Source organism: Sphingopyxis terrae subsp. terrae NBRC 15098 (genome assembly GCF_001610975.1).
Lineage (GTDB): Bacteria > Pseudomonadota > Alphaproteobacteria > Sphingomonadales > Sphingomonadaceae > Sphingopyxis > Sphingopyxis terrae_A.
Map to the genome: position 1 here is coordinate 3431511 of NZ_CP013342.1, position 21965 is coordinate 3453475.

22 protein-coding genes are annotated in these 21965 nt (G+C 59.7%); 14 read left to right on the forward strand and 8 right to left on the reverse strand.

The features are described from left to right. Window positions 1–88 precede the first annotated feature (88 nt). The 3 genes from AOA14_RS19400 to AOA14_RS16335 form a co-directional block, all read right to left on the reverse strand. A protein-coding gene (locus AOA14_RS19400) for an IS5 family transposase (RefSeq protein WP_202988304.1) occupies window positions 89–855 on the reverse strand; the annotation gives its coding sequence in 2 pieces (ribosomal slippage) (window positions 89–543 and window positions 543–855; 768 coding nt in all). Between the two features lie 45 nt (window positions 856–900). Next, complete coding sequence (locus tag AOA14_RS16330; RefSeq protein ID WP_062900746.1) at window positions 901–1104, reverse strand: hypothetical protein; 204 nt, start codon at window positions 1102–1104, stop codon at window positions 901–903. After that, window positions 1097–1555, reverse strand: coding sequence for a thermonuclease family protein (locus AOA14_RS16335; protein WP_062902552.1), 459 nt, complete (start codon window positions 1553–1555; stop codon window positions 1097–1099). The genes AOA14_RS16330 and AOA14_RS16335 overlap by 8 nt, the downstream gene beginning before the upstream one ends. 409 nt (window positions 1556–1964) lie before the next feature. On the opposite strand from AOA14_RS16335, the gene AOA14_RS16340 reads away from it, so the two are divergent. Then, window positions 1965–2561: an Npun_F0296 family exosortase-dependent surface protein gene (locus AOA14_RS16340; protein ID WP_062902553.1), complete on the forward strand. Its 597-nt coding sequence runs from the start codon at window positions 1965–1967 to the stop codon at window positions 2559–2561. A 779-nt stretch (window positions 2562–3340) separates the two neighbouring features. Continuing rightward, window positions 3341–4669: an O-antigen ligase family protein gene (locus tag AOA14_RS19405; protein WP_082819974.1), complete on the forward strand. Its 1329-nt coding sequence runs from the start codon at window positions 3341–3343 to the stop codon at window positions 4667–4669. A gap of 502 nt (window positions 4670–5171) precedes the next feature. On the opposite strand, the gene AOA14_RS19410 is transcribed toward AOA14_RS19405, so the two are convergent. Both AOA14_RS19410 and AOA14_RS16345 read right to left on the reverse strand, forming a co-directional pair. Then, the gene (locus tag AOA14_RS19410) at window positions 5172–6437 is read right to left on the reverse strand and encodes a glycosyltransferase (RefSeq protein ID WP_082819975.1); all 1266 of its coding nucleotides are present in this window, start codon (window positions 6435–6437) and stop codon (window positions 5172–5174) included. Window positions 6438–6875: 438 nt separating this feature from the next. Then, window positions 6876–9173: a beta propeller repeat protein gene (locus tag AOA14_RS16345; protein WP_062902554.1), complete on the reverse strand. Its 2298-nt coding sequence runs from the start codon at window positions 9171–9173 to the stop codon at window positions 6876–6878. Window positions 9174–9403: 230 nt separating this feature from the next. On the opposite strand from AOA14_RS16345, the gene AOA14_RS16350 reads away from it, so the two are divergent. The 6 genes from AOA14_RS16350 (at window position 9404) to AOA14_RS16380 (ending at window position 14323) form a co-directional block, all read left to right on the forward strand. Then, the gene (locus AOA14_RS16350) at window positions 9404–9655 is read left to right on the forward strand and encodes an XrtV sorting system accessory protein (protein WP_062902555.1); all 252 of its coding nucleotides are present in this window, start codon (window positions 9404–9406) and stop codon (window positions 9653–9655) included. A gap of 313 nt (window positions 9656–9968) precedes the next feature. Further along, the gene (locus AOA14_RS20175) at window positions 9969–11231 is read left to right on the forward strand and encodes an exopolysaccharide biosynthesis polyprenyl glycosylphosphotransferase (protein ID WP_238929680.1); all 1263 of its coding nucleotides are present in this window, start codon (window positions 9969–9971) and stop codon (window positions 11229–11231) included. A gap of 96 nt (window positions 11232–11327) precedes the next feature. Next, a protein-coding gene (locus AOA14_RS16365) for an IS3 family transposase (RefSeq protein ID WP_095387322.1) occupies window positions 11328–12499 on the forward strand; the annotation gives its coding sequence in 2 pieces (ribosomal slippage) (window positions 11328–11592 and window positions 11592–12499; 1173 coding nt in all). Between the two features lie 20 nt (window positions 12500–12519). Next, window positions 12520–12777, forward strand: a complete 258-nt coding sequence (locus AOA14_RS19905) for an archaeosortase/exosortase family protein (protein ID WP_062902557.1) — start codon at window positions 12520–12522, stop codon at window positions 12775–12777. Then, the gene (gene epsI / locus AOA14_RS16375; RefSeq protein ID WP_062902558.1) at window positions 12770–13474 is read left to right on the forward strand and encodes an exosortase-associated protein EpsI, V-type; all 705 of its coding nucleotides are present in this window, start codon (window positions 12770–12772) and stop codon (window positions 13472–13474) included. The genes AOA14_RS19905 and epsI overlap by 8 nt, the downstream gene beginning before the upstream one ends. A 12-nt stretch (window positions 13475–13486) precedes the next feature. Next, a complete protein-coding gene (locus tag AOA14_RS16380) occupies window positions 13487–14323 on the forward strand; it encodes a hypothetical protein (RefSeq protein WP_062902559.1) in 837 nt (278 codons plus the stop codon). A gap of 24 nt (window positions 14324–14347) precedes the next feature. Here AOA14_RS16380 and AOA14_RS16385 read toward each other — a convergent pair whose 3' ends face one another. Continuing rightward, window positions 14348–15703 carry a hypothetical protein gene (locus AOA14_RS16385; protein WP_062902560.1) on the reverse strand — a complete coding sequence of 452 codons (1356 nt, stop codon included), beginning with the start codon at window positions 15701–15703 and terminating at the stop codon, window positions 14348–14350. Between the two features lie 59 nt (window positions 15704–15762). On the opposite strand from AOA14_RS16385, the gene AOA14_RS16390 reads away from it, so the two are divergent. The 3 genes from AOA14_RS16390 to AOA14_RS16395 are packed head-to-tail and all read left to right on the forward strand — an operon-like array spanning window position 15763 to window position 17607. Next, entirely contained in the window at window positions 15763–16242 is a 480-nt protein-coding gene (locus tag AOA14_RS16390) for a hypothetical protein (protein WP_062902561.1), read from the forward strand. 36 nt (window positions 16243–16278) lie between these two features. Beyond that, entirely contained in the window at window positions 16279–16536 is a 258-nt protein-coding gene (locus AOA14_RS20180) for a hypothetical protein (protein WP_238929681.1), read from the forward strand. A gap of 12 nt (window positions 16537–16548) precedes the next feature. Further along, window positions 16549–17607, forward strand: coding sequence for an acyltransferase family protein (locus AOA14_RS16395; protein WP_062902562.1), 1059 nt, complete (start codon window positions 16549–16551; stop codon window positions 17605–17607). A 451-nt stretch (window positions 17608–18058) separates the two neighbouring features. Here AOA14_RS16395 and AOA14_RS20185 read toward each other — a convergent pair whose 3' ends face one another. After that, window positions 18059–18736: a PEPxxWA-CTERM sorting domain-containing protein gene (locus AOA14_RS20185; protein WP_238929682.1), complete on the reverse strand. Its 678-nt coding sequence runs from the start codon at window positions 18734–18736 to the stop codon at window positions 18059–18061. 391 nt (window positions 18737–19127) lie between these two features. On the opposite strand from AOA14_RS20185, the gene AOA14_RS16405 reads away from it, so the two are divergent. After that, the gene (locus AOA14_RS16405) at window positions 19128–19907 is read left to right on the forward strand and encodes a helix-turn-helix domain-containing protein (protein WP_202988306.1); all 780 of its coding nucleotides are present in this window, start codon (window positions 19128–19130) and stop codon (window positions 19905–19907) included. A gap of 276 nt (window positions 19908–20183) precedes the next feature. Then, on the forward strand, window positions 20184–20897 hold the full coding sequence (locus tag AOA14_RS20190; protein ID WP_062902565.1) for a PEPxxWA-CTERM sorting domain-containing protein: 714 nt from the start codon (window positions 20184–20186) through the stop codon (window positions 20895–20897). Window positions 20898–21015: 118 nt separating this feature from the next. On the opposite strand, the gene AOA14_RS19920 is transcribed toward AOA14_RS20190, so the two are convergent. Beyond that, on the reverse strand, window positions 21016–21174 hold the full coding sequence (locus AOA14_RS19920; protein ID WP_202988307.1) for a hypothetical protein: 159 nt from the start codon (window positions 21172–21174) through the stop codon (window positions 21016–21018). A 217-nt stretch (window positions 21175–21391) separates the two neighbouring features. Between AOA14_RS19920 and AOA14_RS16415 the strand changes: the two genes are divergently transcribed. Further along, window positions 21392–21943 carry a J domain-containing protein gene (locus tag AOA14_RS16415; RefSeq protein ID WP_062902566.1) on the forward strand — a complete coding sequence of 184 codons (552 nt, stop codon included), beginning with the start codon at window positions 21392–21394 and terminating at the stop codon, window positions 21941–21943. Window positions 21944–21965 lie beyond the last annotated feature (22 nt).

The window sequence follows — 21965 nt, forward strand, 5'->3', positions numbered from 1 at the left end:
GGTGCGCGGTGCGCCGATCGCCATTCTGAGGGAGCGAAGAATTCTCCCGCCCAAATCCCTCTCGCCGCTTCACGGGCCCGCGCTTCGTCTAGGCCGTAGACTCATAAACGCGGAGCCAAAGCCGCATTGACGCAAGTTGGACCATGGCCAGGAAGTTTTCGGCGAGCTTGTCATATCGGGTGGCCACCCTACGGAAGTGCTTCAGCTTGGAGAAGAAGCGCTCGATCAGGTTGCGCTCGCGGTACAGCCATGTGCTGAAGTACGGTTTCGACCTCCGGTTTGCCTTGGGCGGGATATTGGCGAACGCTCCTTTTCCGTGGAGAGACGCCCGAATGCGATCGGCATCATATGCCTTGTCCGCCAGCACGATCGTTCCGGCGCTGACATGATTGAGTAGTTCGTCAGCAGCTTGGCCGTCATGGCTTTGCCCGGCGGTCAGACTCAGCCGGATCGGGAGGCCTTGCCCATCGACGACCGCGTGGATTTTGGTCGTGAGGCCGCCTCGGGAGCGACCGAGACAATGATCTCGATCCCCCTTTTTGCCGTCGCAGCCTGCTGGTGCGCCCGGATGGAAGTGCTGTCGATCATTTGAATGTCGCCATCATGCGCGGCGGTGATGGCGTCCATCATCCGATCCCACACGCCAGCTTTCCGCCATCGTATGAAGCGGTTGTAGCAAGTGGTGCGTGGACCATAGCGTTCGGGCAAGTCTCGCCACGGCGCACCGGATCGCAGCACCCAGAAGATGCCGTTCAGCACCCGCCGGTCATCAACGCGTGGCACGCCCCTGGGTTTGTTGGGCAGCAGCGGCTCGATCACGCGCCACTCGAAGTCGGTCAGGTCATATCGGCTCATGCCGACGCTGAATCAGAGAAACTCCCTGAGGGAAAGATCTTCCGTTCAAAAACCGTAGGCCTTTGGGTTGGCGAGTACGGTGTCGACCGTAAAATGCGGATCAGTAACTTCCACTTGCTCCAGCAGCGCGAGCATCTCCTGCCGATCTCGCCGCCTCACCGCAGCATCCCACTGACCGAGAATGCCACCATGAAATAGCCGCTCATTGACCGTCATACCCATCAAGCTGGGATCGTGCTGCTCATCCATAAATGCAGGGTGGCACAGCCGAGCCCCAACGCCAACGTTTTATGGGTTCACGGCCTAATACATAAGCGTCGCTATACGGCCTGAAGGCGAGCGCCATGCCTGCTTCGACCATCGCCCGACCCAGGTCGGTGCCGTTGACAGTGCAGACTGCGACGTTGCGACCATAATCATCGATATCGCGCTGCTGGCAGCGAACCGATCCCCGGGCAACGAGTTCGCCAAGCTTCGCGGCAGCCGCTTTCCCGCAATCCCAGGCTTCCCCACCGCGCGTACATTTTTGATCATATTCCGGCGCGTCAATTCCATAGAGGCGCACCGATATGCCCGAAAGCGACAGACTGTCGCCATCAACCGCCTGAGCCGGGCCGCTGATATCCTGGGCCAATGCCGGTGCAACAGCTGCCCCGGCCAGAATATTTGCAAGAGCTAGCCGTATCAGCAGCGTGACCATGCCTTGATCCTGAATTTCGGCCTTCCAGCGATAGTGAGGCGCACACGAAAGGCAAAGCGCGCTCGATCGACTTGCACGCCCCTCCCCTTCTGTATTCGCATAACATGGATTAATTTCTTGTAACATTGCGCCACTGTGGCAAAAGAGCGGCCTCGTTGCTGTGACGTAGCGCTCAAAGGGCGCTTTCTAGGTCGGTCCCCACGCGCATTGCTGGCAAGATCAGCAGGTTGCACCATTCTGGGACAGACTTTTGCGCGCAAAAAAGACTCGCATATCAAGCGATTCGGGTTAAGAATTCCTAATAATTAACATTGCAGGGCGAGTCGCGGGCCTGCCACCACCAAGGAGGATACCGACGATGAGAAAATTTCTTTCCAAAGCGCTTCTAGTTTCGGCTGCGGTCTTGGCCATGCCGGCGGCGGCAAATGCTGCGGTTACGCTCAGCACCGTTACGCCTGGCACCGATCCCTATTCGGGCCCGGCGCCGACCTATGATTTCGAAACCCCTGCCCCGGTCAGCGGCGGGCTTGTGACGACCGGCTCGGCAAGCGGTATCCGCGCGCAGCCCTTCGGCAGCACCGGAAATTACTGGACGGTCGGCCCGAGCGACGGCTCGCCGGGCATTCTGGATCTCTCGTCGATTGCTGATATTTTCAATGTGAGCTTCCTCTGGGGTTCGGTCGATGCCTATAACCTCGTCGAATTCCTCGACATGGACGGCAATGTCATCGCCAGCTTCACCGGCAGCGATATTTTCAACCCGGCCAACGGCAATCAGACCGATCCGAACCTCAACCCGGTCGTTCGCTTCGACATCACCGGCAATGATGTCAGCAATCTGAAGTCGCTGCGCCTCAGCTCGACGGGCAATGCGTTCGAGACCGACAATTTCACCATCAATGCGGTTCCCGAGCCGGCAACCTGGGCGTTGATGCTGCTCGGTTTCGGCGCGATCGGCTTCGGCATGCGTCGTCGGCGTGGAACGGGCGCGCTTCAGTTCGCCTGACGCTCAAGGTTCCAGCAAAGGACCAGAAGAGGCGGCCTTACAGGCCGCCTCTTTTTTTACCATGCGTCTTTGAAACGACGATTTTGGCGAGGGAGTGGGATTTGCGCCCCTCAGCAAACCCGCAGGCTCGACGCGCTATCGGCACGAAACATCCCCGATCCACCCAGACCGAGATTGCGCTTGGACGACACGGACCAAATTCGATGCAGCGATGGAGTCCTGGCACGCAGGCCAAGCCACCCAGCCATGAAGTGACGGGTCACTCGCTTACCGGTCCTGCGTATCGAATAGTCACGAGGCGATCGCCCAGATTCTGATTGTCAGTGTGATTATCGACATCTATCCCGCACTTCACCAGACAAACTTCTCCAAGAGGTCGCATTAGCATTTGCCTGAGGCTTTGCCCCAATCCAGGCGACTTGCCGCAAGCCACGGATTGGCGCCGTAAATTACTGTCGATCTTTCCCAGATTCTGCTATTCGCCAGTGCCGGGAGCGGTGCTGCCGCAGCAAAATGCATCGGGCCTGGACGACCCTATGCCAACTGGTGGAAGGCAGAAAAATCTGCAGCAGACCCGATCATAAACAGCCGCTGCGGCGCAGGGGAGCAATCGTGCCCTGCCATCTGCCAGCCGGGCCGCTGCGGAGCTACGTCATTCTCTCTCAAAACCGTATTTTTGGCGATTCTTAAAATGTTCAAAGAGCATAACTGCAAAAGCCGAATTCGCTTATCGGCTGCGGCGCGCTTCCTCCCGTCAACAAGCGCGAGTTGAACGGCACATGCGAATACTCGGAATAGTCCTTATTCTAATTTCCCTGCCTGTTCTGATCTGGTGGGTGCGTGCTTTTCCCTCGCAAAGGAAATGGGCATATTTTGCAATCGGCATTCTCCCTTTTACGATGAGTTTCGCTAACCTCGATGTGGCATTCATCAACTGGGCGACATGGCCAGGCTTTGCGCGGGGGCTCATCGTCTCCATCCTAGACACGCTAGCAATCGCTATTTTACTCTCTGCGAAAGCGCCCTTCAGGCGTCTACCGCTACTCGGCGCACTCTGCTCCTATATCGCGGCCGTCCTCATGTCTGTTTTCGTATCGCATCAATGGGTCAGCTCGAGCTTCTACGTATTCCAACTCCTACGCGTCGTGCTTGTTTTCGCGGCGGTAGCTTCGGTCGCTGGCAGACCAGGCGCCGTGCGTTGGATTGCCTTCGGCCTCGCTGCAGGCGCGGTTTTCCAAGGCCTCGTAACAATTGAGCAGCGCTTGTCGGGCATTGTTCAAGCTCCGGGCACAATGTCGCATCAGAATCTTCTAGGGTTGATGCTGCATTTCGTAACACTTCCGCTCCTCGCACTATTGCTCGCGGGTGATCGCAGTAAGCTGCTAATGGCCGGCGTAGTCGCGTCTCTAATTGCCGTCGCGCTCGGCGCATCTCGTGGCGCCGTAGCGTTCGTCTTGCTCGGCCTAGGCATACTGCTTGCCCTTTCACTCGCGCGCAAAATGACCCCTCATAAATGGAAAATTGTGGGACTTGCAGTTCTATTTCTAGCAGTTGTGGGTCCTGTAGCCGTCACAAGCTTCGGCGAGCGCTTCTCTAGAGGAACCGCCGCAGCTCTTAGCCCTGACGGGGAGCGCGAAGCCTTTGAAAGAGCCGCAAAGGCAATGTGGCGCGACCACCCAATGGGAGTCGGGGCCAACGAGTACGTTATCGTTGCAAATTCCAAAGGATATTCGCAAAACGCCGGAGTAATATGGAATAAAAATAGCCGAGCTGCCCACGTTCATAATATATACCTTCTAACCGCAGCGGAAACAGGATGGGCGGGCCTAATATCTTTAATTTTTCTGTTTTTCTGGAGCACTTCACGTGGACTGCACTTTGCCTTTTCATTTCGCAAAGACCCCAGGGGGGACATCGTTCTAGGGGCGAGCGTTGCAATATTTGTTACAGCCATACATAGCTTATGGGAATGGATATTTGTTGATTATTTCACTCAGTATGTGTTCGCTATCGCGTTAGGAATTATAGCTGGCACTATTCGACAGGCCAAAACTGACCGGCGACTACTTAGGCTGCAAACCTTGAAAGTGCAGCCAACTACCCGGTGACGTGATGGCGTGGACGGCGCCTGCACCGTAAGCGCTGTTCTCAGCCCACGTGCGTCCAGGTCCGACGTCGACCGACCATCGCACCGAGCAACTCCGGGCGACAAACAGGCTCCCGAGCCACTCCAGTGTAGGTCTCCAGTGCGCTCGCAAGGCTATCGTCATCCATACAGCCCATCATCTAACGCGATCACCCCACGACGCAAGGTGGCCCGGAAACAGCGCTTACCCTGCACCCGCGTGGCCGTGCAATGATGCGGCCGTTGTAGGTCCACGTCTAGGAGTCGTCTTATGAAGCCGGAGGTCGCCACCGTCGGATTGGATCGTGAGCGCGGCCTGGTGGCCGCAGCTACGCGACCTGAGTGATCTGCTGCCGATCGGGGTGCCAATCCCCATTCATCGCCAACCTCCACAAAAGCTGGCTCCCTATGAATCACGCATCTTTACGCGAGGGAATCCAAAAATCACACTTCTGCCAAAGTAGTGCTTTTGCCAGTATTTGCGGTCAAAGGAATTGCTTCATCAATTCAATGCGCCGCTGGATCTCCTTATCCCGATCGAGGCCTTTGCCGCTTTCCGCTGCGGCCGCTATGAGCTCGGCCAAGCGCGAGCGATCTTGATGGAGTGACTCCACTACATGCGCCAAACTCGATGAATCCCCTGGCTCTGCAAAGATTCCGCCGCCGGAAGCATTTGTGAGTCCTCTCGAATAATCCGAGCCAAAACCGACTAACGGAGCTCCTGACGCAAGGGCTTCAACCAAACATCGAGGCGATTCTTTGCCCATGTGACAAAATAAGAATATGTCAGATTCCTGCATCGCCCTAAATACTGAAGGACGCGTCGCGTTTCCTTCTAGCTTGCAGAATTGTTCTAGATTATTATCTCCAACAAAGCGCTCCATCTGCGCAAGCATTTCCCCGCTTCCAAACCACCGCGCCTCAAATGGCACGCCAGCTTCACGGAGTAAGCGCAGCGTTTCTAGCCAATACAACGGGCCTTTCATTGCGATTGCGCGACCCGCATAGACCAGCTGCAAGGGCTGACCCAGACATACCCGCTCTACCTTAGCCTTTAGTGCCACTGCCGATATGCGATCCTCAGAAGTGATTTGAACGTTAAGCACCGAATGTGGATTTTTCGCTACCTGGCGATAGTCCGCCATCACATCTTCACCTTGAAGAAGAGACAAACTACTATTTTTAAGAGCTTTCCAGTACTTGGGATTATAATACGCCATCCACAAGCGCTTGCGAAATTTATTGATTCCGAATGGCATCTCACTCCAAATATACCGCGAAGTTATCGGTACGTTCCAGTCTGCCTCCATGTTGTAATGTCGGCCTTTGCGAATGCAAATGCTGGCAGCCAGAGTCGACCAATCAAACGGCGCGTGAGGAGAGATAAGAATATATCGCGCCATATCGATTTCTCGACTGAGCAATTTCGATATTCTATTCCGAAAGAAAACGTACCGATCTTCTCGATATGGCTCAGGTAAGACGATTATACGCGCTCGCTCGTGACCAGATAAATCTTCTAAAATCCGAGTGCTAGGAAACGACCCTTTTTTACGTGCGGACGGGCAAGCTACCACAACTTTCTCAAACGCAGCCAGATAGGCTTCAAGGTTGTTGGAGAAGTCGCGATCTAGAAGAATTGTACCGTTCTCCTCCTCGAGAACAGTCGGGATTACCATTAACAGCGTTTGGTCAAACCCCTCAATCGCTGTCAACCCCCTACCCTCCGTACTGTCGATATGATTGCTCACAAGATAGCTAAAGCCTTCTCCACTCGCTAGAGACAATTTTTAACGACTTCTGCTCGACATGTCCCTCACTGCTTATGCCTACAGCGATTGGCGCCCAGAAGTTTGAGTGATCTGCTGACATCCCCCAGCTTTTCGCAAGCCTTCTGCGACGGCAAAAGTCAGTATGGGTTGCGGTATTCTTTCCTCAACTTGCCATCGAACGCCTCAACAGGGGTCGGAGAAGCGCAGGGTAGGATTGAGCCGGTGCCCCCCCATAGACTCGATCCCAGAGAAAAACTGAGTCCGTCGTCCAGAGTGTCAGTCACGGCCCCGATCCTATAGCTAAGCCGGGGATCGATAACCATTCAAGACCACGACAGTAAGTTCATCCCCATCAGGATGCGCAAGTTCGAACAATTCGCTGGCGCTCGATCATTGCGTATGGAGGTTGACCCACGGCTAGCCAAGCCGCAGGCTTGCCTCGCTAACAGCACGAAACATCCCCGATCCGCCCAAGCCGAGATAGACCAGTCCGAACTCCTGCATATCGGCGGCGAGCACAGTTCCATTGTCCATGCTCCCTCCCGGATAATGGCCGATCGTTTGCCATTTTGCGGCGCCTGGACGACGCGGATCAAATTCGATGCAGCGGTGGAGACCCCGGAGGCCGGCCAAACCGCCCCAGGCGTAAAGTGTCGGATAATCGCTGCCGGGCGCCGCCTTGCCGAACGCAAAGTCGAGCGGCTCGCGAACGCCAGCGACCCGAGACCAGCTCGAACCCTCGTCGGCACTGAAGAAAAGGCCGATGTCGGAATCCGTATCATTTGCGTCGACGTCGCCAACGCAGAAGAACAGATGGGGAGAACGCCCTGGCGTCATCTTCAATTTGCAGTTGAAGGCGTCTGTTCCGTAAATGGGTCCAATCAGATCCTTGCGCATGCGTCGGAAATTTCGCCCACCATCCTCCGATTTCCAGATCCCCCGGAAACGTTGGCTCGTCTCATCATGTCGTTCATTCCCAACATGGTAGAGAAAGAAAGTACCCGGACGTTCCTTATCGGCGAGAAGCTGGATGCGCTGATAGGAATATTGGTTATGCCAGCGCATTCCGCTATTCTCGGGCTCTGCACCGTCGAACAGGCAATAGGCCCAACTCGCGCCATCGTCGAACGTAACACTCGGCTTATTATTGCCGGTAGGCAGCCAAACCATATTTCCCGGGGGGCCAACAGCGATGTTGCCGCCGAACCCGGTGCCCTCGGTAGCCGGCTGCGGTGCGGTGGCCCGGACATTTCGTGGAACAGTGGCAACCGGTGCCCAGCTCTTTCCGCCATCCCGTGAAATATTGCAGCAGCCATTCTTGCTGCTAACCACGGCAAGATAATCCTCATTACCCGCGGCGTGATCAATGCCGCCGCCATGATCGAGCGGCACCGCATTGCTGACGCCAATGTTGGCGGGATACTGTCGGAACTGCCACCAGTCGCGGGTCGCGACGTTGCGGTCCTGCGTGACATAATGGATCCGGCTGTTTTTCGGCGGCACCAGGATCTGCATCGACACGAGATTTTCGATGCCGACGCTGTCTTCGAGATAGACCGGGACACTACCATCATGCGGCGGGCCGATACATTTCCAGCAGCCAATGCCTTCCGCAATATACAGAATGTCCTCCTCCGTATCCCACACGCAGGCGCCGTTCGACATGTAATTCTCGTTGGTGGTCTCGTGCCAGCCGATATGGACCGCCTTGCGCCGGACCCGCGGCGTGAGAGGACCGAAGGTGGCGCCTCCGTCCAGCGAAAGTCGATAAGCGCTTGAAGCTATCATCGACACAATCCGCTTGCCATCGGGGGATATTGCGATGTGCTTTGCGTCAGGGACGCCGGGGACTGCAATCCAGCCCACCCGCTCGGTCCAGCGGCGCAGCGGCGCGCCGTCACCGCGGGAGGTTCCGCCGGTCCATAAATTACCGTCGCGCGCCACCATATGACCGATATCGGAAGGGCTCCCTTCAATAAGATCGAAATGGCCTTGAATGCCGGAAACCGACCGAAAGATGCCGTGGCCATAAGACCATACATAGACCAGCCGGGTTCGTTCGCCGGTACGACCGCTGTCGGGGTCAAAGGCGATCGCCATCCCGCGATCGGGGGCACTCGGCGCGGGAATTTGGGGATGCGCTGCCCAGCTGTCTCCGCCGTCAAAGCTGATATGCAGCCCACCACGAGCGCCCGTATCGGGATTCCCAATCCCTACAATTAGATGGTTGACCGGATCAACGGCGAGTCGCTCGTTGGTCGCTCTTGAGCCACTGTTGGCGCCATAGCCGTCGTAATAGGGCAGCGTGGTCCGCCGCCATGATTTGCCCCGGTCCAGGCTCACATAGACGAAGCCGCTCTGGCATAGATAAATACATTCGGTGCGGCTCGGCGCAACTGCGGCGTCGTAACAGCCTGCCCCCCGCGGATATTGATAGCGCATCAGTTCGGGATCGATGTTGATCCCCGCTTGAAGTAGCGGTTGCCAGCGATTCTCGGCGGTAAGCCAAATGAAACCTCCGGCGGTATCGGTGCGGCAAACCCGCGTTCTATCGGTGCCTTTTCCGGCTATACGCATTCCGGTCACATAACCGCCGCCACCGATAGCGACACGTTCGTACCGCCAAGTGCCGGTTTGGCTGCTTTCTGCTTCCACGCCTTTGCTCTTCCCTTCAACGCGCCAAGCCTTTTGCGGGGCCGCAAACGCGCTCGACATCTGTGCCGCGAAATGCAGCTGGAGCCGAATGCTGGCAAACGAACCGGCGAGGGGTAGCCTCGCGCAAGCGCTGCACCATTACAATACAATATAAGCATTTGTCATTTAGAGCGCCCCACAAGGCAGCTACCGCAGTTATGTATTCACTGCTATGCTGTGGCCCGGAATAAGAGGCTAGAGCAACCGCGGAAATCTGTGGGCTGGAGCCGGCGAGGGTTCGGGAGGGACTTGTGGAAACGATTTGGGACTGGATCACTGTCATTGCCTTTTCAGGGCTAGTGACCTTGCTGCTGCAGCGATCGGCCGAGGAAACGCCGCGCGACAAGCTTTGGCAATATGCGCCGCCCGCGGTCGGCTGTGCCATCGTCAATTATATTGGCAACGAAGGTTATCCGCTATTTGCCGCAATTCTGCTGGTCGGCGTGATCATCTACATCTTTACCGTGCTCAAGGTACCGAACCCTTTCCAGCAGTCCCGTTAAGCTTTGCCAAGAGGCCTTTCCCCATTCGGGACGGCGTGCCGCGAGTCCCGGAATTGCACTGTAAACGCTGTCGATTTCTCCGCCATTCTGCTATTTGCTTTGCTGGCGGTGATGCCGATAGGTCAACTCGGATCGGGCTTGAAGGGCCGGGTGCCAAGTGGTGAAGGGCGGGAAAATCTACAGCAGGCCTGATCATGACCTGTCGCTCGCGACACCGCCGAACCCGTCGAGCGAGGGCGGCCTCTTTGCGCCGGCGCGCGACAAGCGGACCTTTCTCTATATCTTCTCGCTGGCCCTCGACCTTCTGGCGCTGGTGCTCGGCTATGCTTGCGCGCTGCAAACCCGCGACGCGCAATGGCTCAGCGCCGGCGGTCATTCTATTCTCTTCATAGCCCTTCCGCTGTTCCTGATGTTCGAGATTGCGCGCGAAACTCAGGACGCCGAAACCTTGCAGAACCGGTTACTCGGTACCAAACGCGCGCTTGGCGCGCTTGGGGCGACGGCGTTCGTGATCGTCGGCATCAGCTTTCTTTTCAAGGTCGACGAAATCTCGCGCATCGGCTTTGCGATTACCTTCGGCACGACGGCGATATTTCTGATAGTGTCGAAAATCATTCTCGATCGCGTCGTGAAGCTCGTGATGGGCGACGTCGTGGTCGCCACGATCCTGTTGCTGGACGGCCTCGATGCCGTTCCCGAAGGGTCCGCCGTGGTTGTGGATGTCGGCGCCCAGGGCCTATGGCCCGATCTTGATCGCCCGGACATGATCGATGCCCTCTCCCGGCTGATTGCGCCTTTTGACCGCGTGGTGGTTGCCTCGCAATATGACCATCGCGCCGAATGGTCGACATTTCTCAAAGGGCACGATGTTGGCGGCGAGATTATGCTCGACCGGGACCTCCTGCATGGAGCGGTCGCGCTTGGCCGCTACGACCGGCGCGACACGATCGTTCTGTCGCGGGGGCCGCTCAATCTTATGAATCGTATCCAGAAGCGCGCGCTCGACCTCGTCACGGCTAGTGCAGCGCTGATTCTGCTCGGCCCTCTGCTCCTGCTTGTCGCCTTGGCGATAAAGCTAGACACGCCGGGACCGGTGTTCTTCCGGCAATTGCGCGTGGGCCAGGGCAACCGCCAGTTCAGCATTTACAAATTCAGGTCGATGCGAGTCGAAGCGAGCGACGCGATGGGCGACAAGTCCGCCTCGCGCGCTGACGATCGCGTAACGCGGGTCGGTCGCTTCATCCGCCGCACGAGCATCGACGAGCTCCCGCAGATATTCAATGTCCTCAAAGGCGAAATGAGTATGGTGGGACCGCGTCCGCACGCGCTTGGCTCGACGGCGGGCAATGAATTATTCTGGCATGCTTCACAGAAATATTGGCTACGCCACGCGCTCAAGCCAGGCATTACCGGTCTTGCCCAAATTCGCGGTTATCGCGGGGCTACCGAAAAAGCCGAGGATCTGGATCTGCGCGTGCGCTGCGACCTTGAGTATCTGTCCGATTGGTCCTTATGGAGCGATATCTTGATCCTTTTGAAGACCGTACGCGTGGTAATACATAAAAATGCGTACTGAGTGGGTTTTTGAACGGTCGGAGCTAGTTAGGTGTGATCTGCCCCCTTCTGAGTGGTCCAAAATTGATGATATTTTGGACGACGAAGGAGATATAGAATGCCGAGCAAGAAGCATCGCCCGGAAGAGATTATCGGCAAGCTACGTGAGGCGGAGGTTGTGCTTGCGCAGGGCGCTACGACCGCCGAGGCGTGTCGTCGGATCGCGATCAGCGAGCAGACCTATTATCGGTGGCGCAAGGAATATGGCGGCCTGAAGACCGATCAGGCGCGTCGGATGAAGGATCTGGAGAAGGAGAATGCGCGGCTTCGTCGTGCGATCTCGGACCTGACGCTGGACAAGCTGATCCTGCAGGAGGCTGCCCGGGGAAACTTCTGAGCCCCGCACGCCGCAGGCGCTGTATCGACCACATCAGAATGATGATGCCGGTGTCCGAGCGGCGGCTGTGCCGCGTGCTCGGGCAGCACCGATCGACGCAGCGCAAGGCGCCACGCGGGGCGGATGACGAAGCGGCCCTCACTGAGGATATCATCGCACTGGCCCGGCAATATGGTCGTTATGGCTATCGCCGGGTGACGGCGTTGCTACGCGATGCGGGGTGGCATGTGAACCGCAAGCGGGTTGAGCGTATCTGGCGCCGCGAAGGGCTGAAGGTGCCACAAAGGCAGCCGAAGCGCGGGCGTCTGTGGCTGAACGACGGATCGTGCATCCGGCTGCGGCCAGAATATCCCGGCCATGTCTGGTCCTACGACTTCGTCGAGGGCCGGACGCACGATGGTCGCAAATACCGGATCCTGTCGATCATCGACGAGGCGAGCCGGGAGTGCCTGGCGTTGCCGGTGGCGCGTAAGCTCAAGAGCGACGACGTGCTCGCGGCACTGGCCGAGCTGTTCGTCACGCGTGGGCCGCCGGCGCATATCCGGTCGGACAACGGCCCGGAGTTTATCGCGACGGCGGTGCAGCAATGGCTCGCCCAGATCGGCGTGAAGACGCTGTATATCACGCCCGGATCGCCATGGGAGAATGGCTATTGTGAAAGCTTCAACGGATCCCTGCGCGATGAGCTGCTCAACGGCGAGATCTTCTACTCGCTCGCGGAGGCCCGGATCCTGATCGAGGCTTGGCGGCGGCATTACAACACCGTCCGGCCGCACAGCTCGCTGGGATATCGACCACCGGCGCCGGAGGCCGTTCCATCGCCAGTGTCGCCCGCCGGTTCCGCTTCGCTCCACCTGCGGCCAACACTGGCGATGGACGCGTCAATGCACTAACAATCCCAGCGGACCACTCGGTGGGGGCCGGTCACTATGCGCTGCTGCTCGTGCTGTTCATCGTGCCTGTCGCGCTAATCGCCAATTTCTTCCGCGTGCTCATCCTCATCCTCCTGACCTATCATTCGGGCGAGGCAACGGCGCAGGGCTTCCTGCATAATTTCGCAGGGCTGGTGATGTTCGGGATCGCACTGCTCACCATTTTCGGGATCGACGTGGTGCTCAAACCGCTCTGGGATCGTTTCACCGCGCGTCGCAGCGAGCCGGCCCATGGCTGATGACAGCGCCGCCTCCGGCCCGGCGATCTCGCGGCGAAGCGCCCTGATCGGCGGGACGCTGGCCGCCGCATCGGCTTTTGCTTTCGTCCGCCAGCCGGCGGTCGCCAATCCGATCGTCCCGGAAAAGACCTTCGACACCTGGGTGCCGCGGCAGTTCGGACGGTGGACGAGTATTTCGGAGAGCGGCGTCGTGCTCCCGCCGCCCGACGCGCTGCGCGATCGGCTCTACGACAATCTCGTCACCCGGGTTTACGCTTCGGCGAGCGGCGTGTCGGTGATGATGCTCCTCGCCTACAACAATGCGCAGGACGGCGTATTGCAGCTGCACCGTCCCGAGACCTGCTATCCGGTAGGCGGCTACGCGCTGAGTGACACCCGCGAGGTCGATATTCCGGTTGGCGGACGGCGCATCCCCGCCAATTTCTTCACCGCGACCGGACCCGACCGGGTCGAGCAGGTGCAATATTTCACGCGGCTGGGCGACGCCTTCCCGCGCAGCTGGGCCGAGCAGCGGATGGCGGTCATTCGCGCCAATATCGCCGGCGACATTCCTGACGGCATAATGATGCGGGTCTCGACGCTCGGCATGGACGCGCCCGAGGCGGAAACATTGCTCGACGAATTCTCTCGAAGTTTCATCCTCCATTCCAATGCCCGCCTGCAGCATCTGCTGCTCGGTGCGACCAGCAGTACGTAAAAGGACCTATCGATGCGCACCAAGAACCTCACCGCTATTGCCCTGGCCTGTCTTTCGCTTGCCGCCTGCGACAAGGAGCCGACCGGCCAGGTCGCCGCCGTGGTCAATGGCGAGGAAATCACGCTCCAGGAAGTCAACGCCGAGCTCGGGAGCGTCAATATTCCCGATGGTGTCGACAAGAAGGTGGTGCAGCAGGCAGCGCTCGAGCGTGTGGTCGAACGGCGCCTGCTGGCGCAGGCAGCACGCGACGAGGGCCTCGACAAGACCCCCGATTATCTGCTGCGCGAGCGCCAGCTGCGCGATGCGCTGCTCGTCCAGCTCATGGGCCAGAAGGCGCAGCGCGCGCAGCGCGTTCCCGAGCAGGCCGAGATCGACAAGTTCATCGCCGACAACCCCGACATGTTCGCCGACCGCAAGATTTTTGCGATCGACCGCATTCAGTTCCCGCTGCCCAAGGACATGGCGCAGCTCAAGGCGCTCGAGAATGATCATTCGATGGAAGCGGTCGCGTCGCATCTCCAGGAGCTTGGCATCAAGTTCGCGCGCACCGACGCGCAGATGGATTCGGCGCAAGTCGGCAAGCAGCGCATGCAGCAGATCCGCGCGCTGCCGGCGGGCGAGCCGTTCATCGCGCCTGAGAATGGCATGGTCACGGTTGCAGTGATCAAGAGCGAACGCGCCGTTCCGCTGACCGGCGACGCGGCGCGTCCGTTGGCGGTCCAGGCGATCCAGAATCAGCAGCTGACGAGCGCAATGCAGGATCGCCTCAAGCAGGCCCGCGCCGCTGCCGAAATCAAATACCAACCCGATTTTGCGCCCAAGGGTGCGGCGAAGCCTGCCGCCAAGTAGCGCCGACGTGGCGGCGGCCTTCGCTTAGGCCGCCGGCGTGCGATCAGGCGCTGCGTCTTTGGGTGTGCCGCCTGAGAGAGCAGCCCCCGCGATCGCGGGATAGAAGAGAAAGCTGTTGAACAGCGCGTCGATCGCGGACAGCAAGAGGAGCAATATGGCGAGCCGCGCGCCCGCCGCGTTCGGTCCGCCCGAACGGGCGATGGCGGCAAGACGCACGAGCGCGCCGCCAAACGCCGCGCCAAGCAGCGCAAGCCCAACGAGGCCGTAGGCACCGAGGATGAGAAGCGGGAGCCCCCAGGGGCGCGTGCCCGCGGGCCGGAACCAGTCCCATCGCCCGGTGCCCCAGATTATATCCCTGCGCAGGAGCGGCAGGGTCTTGAGATCCTGGCTGACCCGCCAAGTTGCCGAGCCGCGCCCGCTCGCGCGCAGCACACTGACGATCGCCTGCCCGGGCTCGGTATCGGTGGCGATGCTTCGCAGCGGTACGGCGCCGCTCACATGGAGCGCGCCGACCGCGAGCGCGCCAGCGAGCGCCATCGGCAGGGCGATGCGGAGCGTGCCGAACAGGCGCGGCATGAAAAGAAGCCCCAGCCCCGCCGCCAGGAGGATGATCGCCCCTGCCGATTGCGCGGCAAGCGTTGCGACCGCGAGCAGGACGGCGGCGACGCGCCACCGCGCTGCCGTCCCCTCGCCCGCCGCATCGCGCCATCGCCAGGCCGCTGCGAGCGCTGCCCCGGCAATCCACAGTCCATATTGATTGCCATGTTCGAAAAAGAGTTGCGGCCGGAAGCCGATGTAGCGCTCGATGCCATCATGCGCGAAGGGATTGGCCCCGTAGATCAGCGTTTGAATACGAAAGCGCGTCAGCCCCTCGATCAGCGCGAAGGGAAGAAGGAGCAGGGTCAGGCCGGCGAGCATTTCCGCGAATGCGCGGGCGTCATCGAGGCCGCGAAGATAGAGTTTGCCCGCAAGCCATGGCAAGCCCCAGGCCCCCAGAAGATAAAGCAAAGCCACCGGCGGCGCGGGCGACGCAGTCCCGACGAACGCCCCCTGGAGGAGCGGCCAGAGGCAGAAGCCGGCGATCGGCAGATCCCACCAACGCAAGGCAAGACCGCCCCAGCGCGCGCGATCGAACAGCGCGGACGCCAGGAGGGCAATTGCGGGGGCAGTCCATTGTTTGGTGATGAGCTGCGCCGAGGGCAGCCCGCTGCCCACGATGGTATAGGTGAAGCTGCCGGGCGGAGGTAGCGGCCCATAGGCCGCCGGGGGCAGCAGCAGCCACCCGCCGATCAATGCCGCCCAGAATGCCTGGCGCGGCGGCGCCGTGCGGAAGAGGATGATGGCGACGACGCCCCAGAGGATATGCGCGGCGATCAGCACAAGCTGGTCTTAGCTCCCCGCGAGGGATATTGAAGCCCCTTTGAAGGGCGGGAGGCTTGATGGACGCGACCCAATGGGCGGGCCTTGTGGCATTCGGCGGCGCGGCGGCCGCCTGCCTGTCGCTGCGCGGGCCGTCGGGCCGGATACTCGCGGCGGTCAATGGCTGCCTGGCCGCCGAATGCGCGCTCGGCTTCCGCCACGGACTCCACGATCGCGTGATAGCCCTCCTCGGCGACTATTATCCCGAACGTCAGCCGCTTCAGATCGCGCTTGTGCTAATCGCCGCCTTCACGGGCCTGATTCTCCTCGCGCGGCGTTGGCGGCGCGCCCGCAAAACGTCGGCGAGTGTCCCGCTGATCGCGACCGGGGCGGCCCTCCTCCTCTTTGCGGTCGAAACGATTTCGCTGCACGCGCTCGATCGGTTGCTCTATCGCCCGGCGGGCCCGGTGCTGGTCATCGGATGGCTGTGGGTCGCGATCGGCACGATGACGCTGATCGGCGCAGCGCGCGACTACCACCGCGCGCGGCTATCTTCCTGACTTCCCAGACACCGTCACCATGCCAACAGGTCGACCTTGGTGCGCACGCAAATCAAGCGGCGCAAGCTGCAGGCGGTGCCGACCTACAGGGGGTGCCGCCATCACCACCTATCTCGAGAAGCGGCGCATGATCATGAAGGATTGGGCGAACTATTGCGACCGGAGGAACAGTTGAGCCGCTATACCCGCGCCAAGCGCCACCTGCTCCGTCGGCATGCGCGTGCTGTCGATCGCATCAACGAGAGGATCGGAGCGTTTAGCGCGAAGCATGCTTACAAGTTGCGGAAGTCGTGATAGCAGACACCAATGAACGGGGCCCAGCATAAGCGAATTGGATATCTAGACGGATGGCGCGGCCTCGCTATCCTGTTTGTACTACTCGGTCATTTCGGCAGTGCGGTTGCGCCTGCGCTCGAGAAGATGGGCGGGTTCGGCGTTGAGTTCTTTTTCGTGCTGAGCGGTAGGCTGATGGCGGAAATTCTGTTCGTCCAGCGCATGCCACTTCCGACTTTCTTCTTCCGGCGATTCTCGCGCATCTTTCCTGCGCTGTTGGTGTTTGTCGCGACAATGTGCGCTATTGGCGTCCTCCTTTGGATGGCAAGGGGGCGCACCACTGTCGAACCGTGGATGGCCGCGTCGGCACTGACCTTCACCATTAATTACGCCCAGGCGCTCGGCCAAACGGACGCGTCGGTGCTCACCCATGTCTGGTCACTTTCAGTAGAAGAGCATTGCTACATTCTGCTCGCACTAATTGGAGTCGCACTTGCGCGTAAGCCAGCATCCGCACGCGTTGTGATCGCTGCGATCGGCTTTCTCGCTCTAGCCAATGGGTTAAGGCTGGTCGTGCAAGGCGGGGGTGTCCATGAGGTGTATTGGCGCACCGACGTCCGGCTAGCCCCTGTTTTCCTATCGGCCGCTCTGTATCTGACCATTGGAGTAAGCGCCGACGTGCCGGCTCGTGTGGCATCAATTCTGGGCTGGCTTCCTCTACCCTGCGTCGGACTGACGATCGTCCTTTTCTACCTGACCCCGATCGAGGCTCATTACACGGCATCTGCTATTCTTCTCGCAGTCGCGGTAGTGACGCTGGATTACGCCCCTATGTCTCTGCGGAAATTCCTTTCGATGCGCGCGTTCACGACTTTCGGCATGCTCTCATATTCGATCTATCTCTGGCAGCAGCCCTTTTACTTAGTGCAGGCAGGATCGAGCTTCTGGTTCGCGATGCTCCCCGCCGCGATGGTCGCTGGCGCATTTAGCTATCTGTTTGTCGAACGCCCCTCGCGGCGTTGGCTCAATTCTTGGTTTGCCCAACGCTTGGCCACCATTAAGACAGAGTCCCGCATGCCGAGCCCACTATAGCGCATCGTTATCGCGATGCGGACACCAATTGAGCAAAAAGTACAAACCCAAGACCTCCGTCATTGCACAGTCGCTTTCCAATTATTCGGCTATTCCTCCGGTACGGGGGGTGGTGCGCCGCGGGTAGCCATCCGGTGAAGGCCGCGGATCGGCCTGTCCAGGAGTTGCAGCGCAGCAGCGCACCGGCGGGCAGCCTCCGAAATGGCTCTGGAACGCTGGGGTGACCAGGAGAATTGACCCTGCCCTGGTCCAGCGCCGCGAAGGCTTGACACGTGCCGGGGTAGTGGCAAGCGCCGGGCCCTGCAGCGTTTCTCGAACTGGCGAATATGCGCACGACCTGCGTCCCCACGGGAGCGATCAGATCGTGCGCTGCGAAACCGGGACGATAATGCAGCAAAAGGGCCGCCGATCAACGAGATCGACGGCCCTGCTCAATTTCAGGTAAGCTGGATCAGCCGAACGAGACGCGCACATTCGCGTCCTTGCGACGCGACCGCATCGCTCCGCCAATCAGGCCGAAGCCGAGCAGCATGAGCGTCCAGGTCGCCGGCTCGGGAACCGCGGCGGCGAGCTGGCCGACACCGCCGAGACGCACCTGACGCATGTCATGGATGCCCGTCGTCGACGGATTGGCAATGAAGCCGGCGCTGGTGAAGACTTCGCCGGCATCACCGTAAATGCCGAACCAGTTGTTGCCGTTGGTGGCAACCGACTTGGTGATCGAGGCGGTCGTGCCGTCGGAGAGAAGATAGGTTAGAAACACGCTCGTCGCTTCGTTCCGCGCCCTGCCCGGGACGGGCGAGAGATTGAAGATTGCCGACTCGAAACCATAGCCGCTCTGGATGGTAAAAGTCAGGGCGTTGAGAAGACCGTCAGCCGATTCAACGCGCGCCTGGCCATTGGCACCACCGACCAACGTTGAGTCGGTGCTGCTGGTAAAGGTCAGGCCGACACCGCCCACGCTGCCGGTGACCGTCGAGCCGGTGCCCTTGTTCACAAGCACATTGCCGTCGGTGCTGACGCAGTTCGCGCCTGTGCAGATGAGAACGGCAGCGTTAGCCGGCGCTGCAGAGAGGGTGAGCGCGCAGAGGACGGCCGGAGCCCCAAGTGATTTGAGTGCGAACTTCATGCCAAACGTCCCTTGAGAATTGAAATGCGCGACCCACACGCCTTCGCTCGTCATCCGAGTCAATTTAGGCGCTCTTAACATTTCCTAGGCGCTGCAACACAATTTTTCCGGACGCTTCGGCGCGCTGCCTGTCTCAAATTAACACATCATAAGAATCGGCTAAGTCATGCCGAAGGGCGTAGCGGCCGAGGCGAGCCACCCAAGAAGAGCATCGCGTCGAGCTGAAGCATCCCCGTACGACTGCAAGCCGGCGCGGTGGCATTGATGCGACATTACCGAAGCGGGTGCCCCGCACGAAGCGGTCGGCCTATGTTCCCGCGCGTCAAACCGCGGCGCCAAAGCCACGGCCTGCCGCATCGGCGACGTCCCGCCTTGCGGGACCGGAGCGAGCTTGTATCGCCACGCCCGCAGCCCGCCGAACCCGCCTTCAATCCTTGCTACCGTCACAATCCTGCTGCGGCTCGGAGCTGCCAATAAGGAAGTCTTAACCCAATTTCTCCACTCTATGATCCCAATGGCCGACCATCTTTCCCCCGATCCGAATTTCGCGAGCGAGCGCCGAAGCGCTCGCCGCAATCTCCCGCTCCTTATTGAAGGCCGCCTGAGTGACGGCGAACGGCTCGCGGTTCAGATATACAATATTTCCGAAACCGGCCTGCTTATGGAATGCGACGCCGACCCCAAGGCCGGTGACCGGATCGAGGTGGATTTACCGCATGCCGGGCTGGTTTCAGCCAAGATCGTGTGGACGAGCGGCCTCCTCTTCGGCTGTCAGTTCCGGAAGCCGCTTTCGGCTGCGGCGTTGAGCGCCGTTCAGCTGCGCAGTGCAGCTACGCCGCATCTCGACGCGCTACCCGAAGAACGCCGCACGATTGCCCATTTCGGTGCCCGCTTGCAAAGGCTGCGTGTCCGCAAGGGCCTAAGCCAGGCCGATATCGCGGCGCATCTCGGCGTTAGCGCGCCTTCGATCTCGGGTTGGGAAAAGGGCCGCGCTCGCCCCAAGAACGCGCGCCTTGATGCGCTTGCGGACCTGCTTGGCGTATCGCTCGACGAGCTGATCGACGAACCCGAACCGGAGTCCATCCAGACCGTGATCGATCGCAGCCGCGAGGAGATCGCGCGTGCCGTGGGGACAAGTCCCGAAAAGGTGAAGATTAGCGTCGAGCTTTAACAAAGCGCTCGGCTTACGCGCCTTCCGAAAGTTTGTTCGTTGCGCGGTCTGCCGCGTCGGCGGGTACCTAATCCTGCGCGCCCAATCCGCGCGCGCCATTCAGCGCGCTACTCTGCGGCTGAGATCGACCTCTGCGTTCCATCACCAATCAAGCGCGATGCCCAATATCGCCCCCTCAATGCCCCGTTTTGGCACAGCTGCGCAGCGTGGCGAACTGATTGACTTCCCGCGCAATCTTTCTTAAGTTTTGTTAATCATCATCAGGGGAAGTTAACGATGCGCATCAAGACTCTGCTTTGCAGCGCGGCCCTCGCCGCAAGCTCCGTGCTTCTTGCCGCGCCCGCCTCGGCCGCAACCTCGCTCGATACGACGCAGCCATTTACCGGTGCGTGGAGCCCGTTTGGCGACCCTGATACCTCGGCCTATGGCCAGACCTTCACCGTCGGCGCTGACAATGTCCTGGACAGCTTCTCGCTGTATCTCACCGGAGGGGTCACAAACCCGGTCGATTTCCGCGCCTATATCTACGGCTGGGACGGATCGAAGGCGACCGGCGCGCAACTGTTCGCCAGCAGCCTGCAATCCTTTACCGGATCGCTCTACGACAATCCGACCGAGTTTCTTTTCTCGACCGGAGGCCTTGGCCTGACGACCGGCGCCCAATATGTCGCCTTTCTCTTCGCGGACTTCTCCGGCGCTGAGAGCACCGCATCGATGCCCTACTCGGGTAGCTTCGGTAGCGAACAGATGCCGGGGGGCGGCTTTGTCTACTATAATGCCGGCGACAATTTTGGCGCGCTGACAAGCTCGAATTGGGACAGGTTCGGAGAAGCTGACGACGTCTGGTTCAAGGCGAGTTTCTCGCAAGGCGACGTGGGCGCTGTTCCCGAGCCGGCAACCTGGGCGCTTTTCCTGTTCGGCTTCTTTGCTGTCGGGGGCTTGATGCGCTCGGCGAAGCGCGAGCAGAAAATTCGCGTAACCTACGGCTGAGGCCCTAAGGCCGCTAGCGCTATCGGGGCTCCCTGCCGACCTTCGGCAGGGAAAATCGGCAAATCATATTGCCGGAAAATCCGGCCGATCTTGATGTGGGGCTATGGCGAGATGGCGCCTAATGCCCCGCATTTTCGATCGTCACATCATGCAGCGTCATCCGCGCCCCCTTGCTTGGGGGCAGCGCTAAATCGGCGGGCGCGATTGCTGGCCGCCAGCTACCCAGACCTGCAAAAATCTCTTCGGTAATCCCGTGCCCGAGTTGGCCGCGCTTCAAAGACGCGCAAATGCGGTCGCAAGCTTGAACTCTGCAAGCAAAGCATAGGGACCGTTCGCGCGAGCGGTCGTTGCGCAACGCCTGGCTATCGCCTAGCCAACGCAAGGGCGCGATAGAAAGGCGTAATCCGCCGAACTGTCCGGGCAGAAATCCGGACTATCGATCGCGGCAATGCAGCGATGATCAGGACGCAGACTTCACCGACGATTAAGAAATATTGCGTGTCGATTGGCGCCGCGACGCCAAGGCACTTGGGACGGCCTGTCGCTCACTCGCAAAAATTTATCATCCCGATCATCACGAGACGGCTGATGTCGTCAACTTCAACCAGGTGATCGAAGCCCATCGCAAGCTGCGTGATGCTGAATTGCGGGCAGAATATGATCTACTCTACAAGGCCCATCGTCCCTGGGCTGACGGCGTACAATCGGCGAGCGCCGGCCTTGATATCGACACCCAGGCAGCGCTGGACGATGCGGATGCCCAAAGCCGCATCCTGCGCGAGCTCTACAAGCGTCGCCGACAAAATGCGCAGGACGCAGGCGTCGCGCCCTTCTTCCTGCAGGAAATGCTCGGGCGCAGCGACGAGCATTTCGATTTTCATCAATGGTATCTGAAATCCAAGGGACTGATCGAGACAAATGAACGCGGAACGCTGGCGATTACCATCGATGGGGTCGATCATGTGATCGCCACGTCGCGCGCGACGACCGCAGAACAATTACTGATTGCCCAAACGCGCGAGCGCAAGGGTGAACGAGGGCCATAACTGCCGAGGTCAGCGCTGCGAC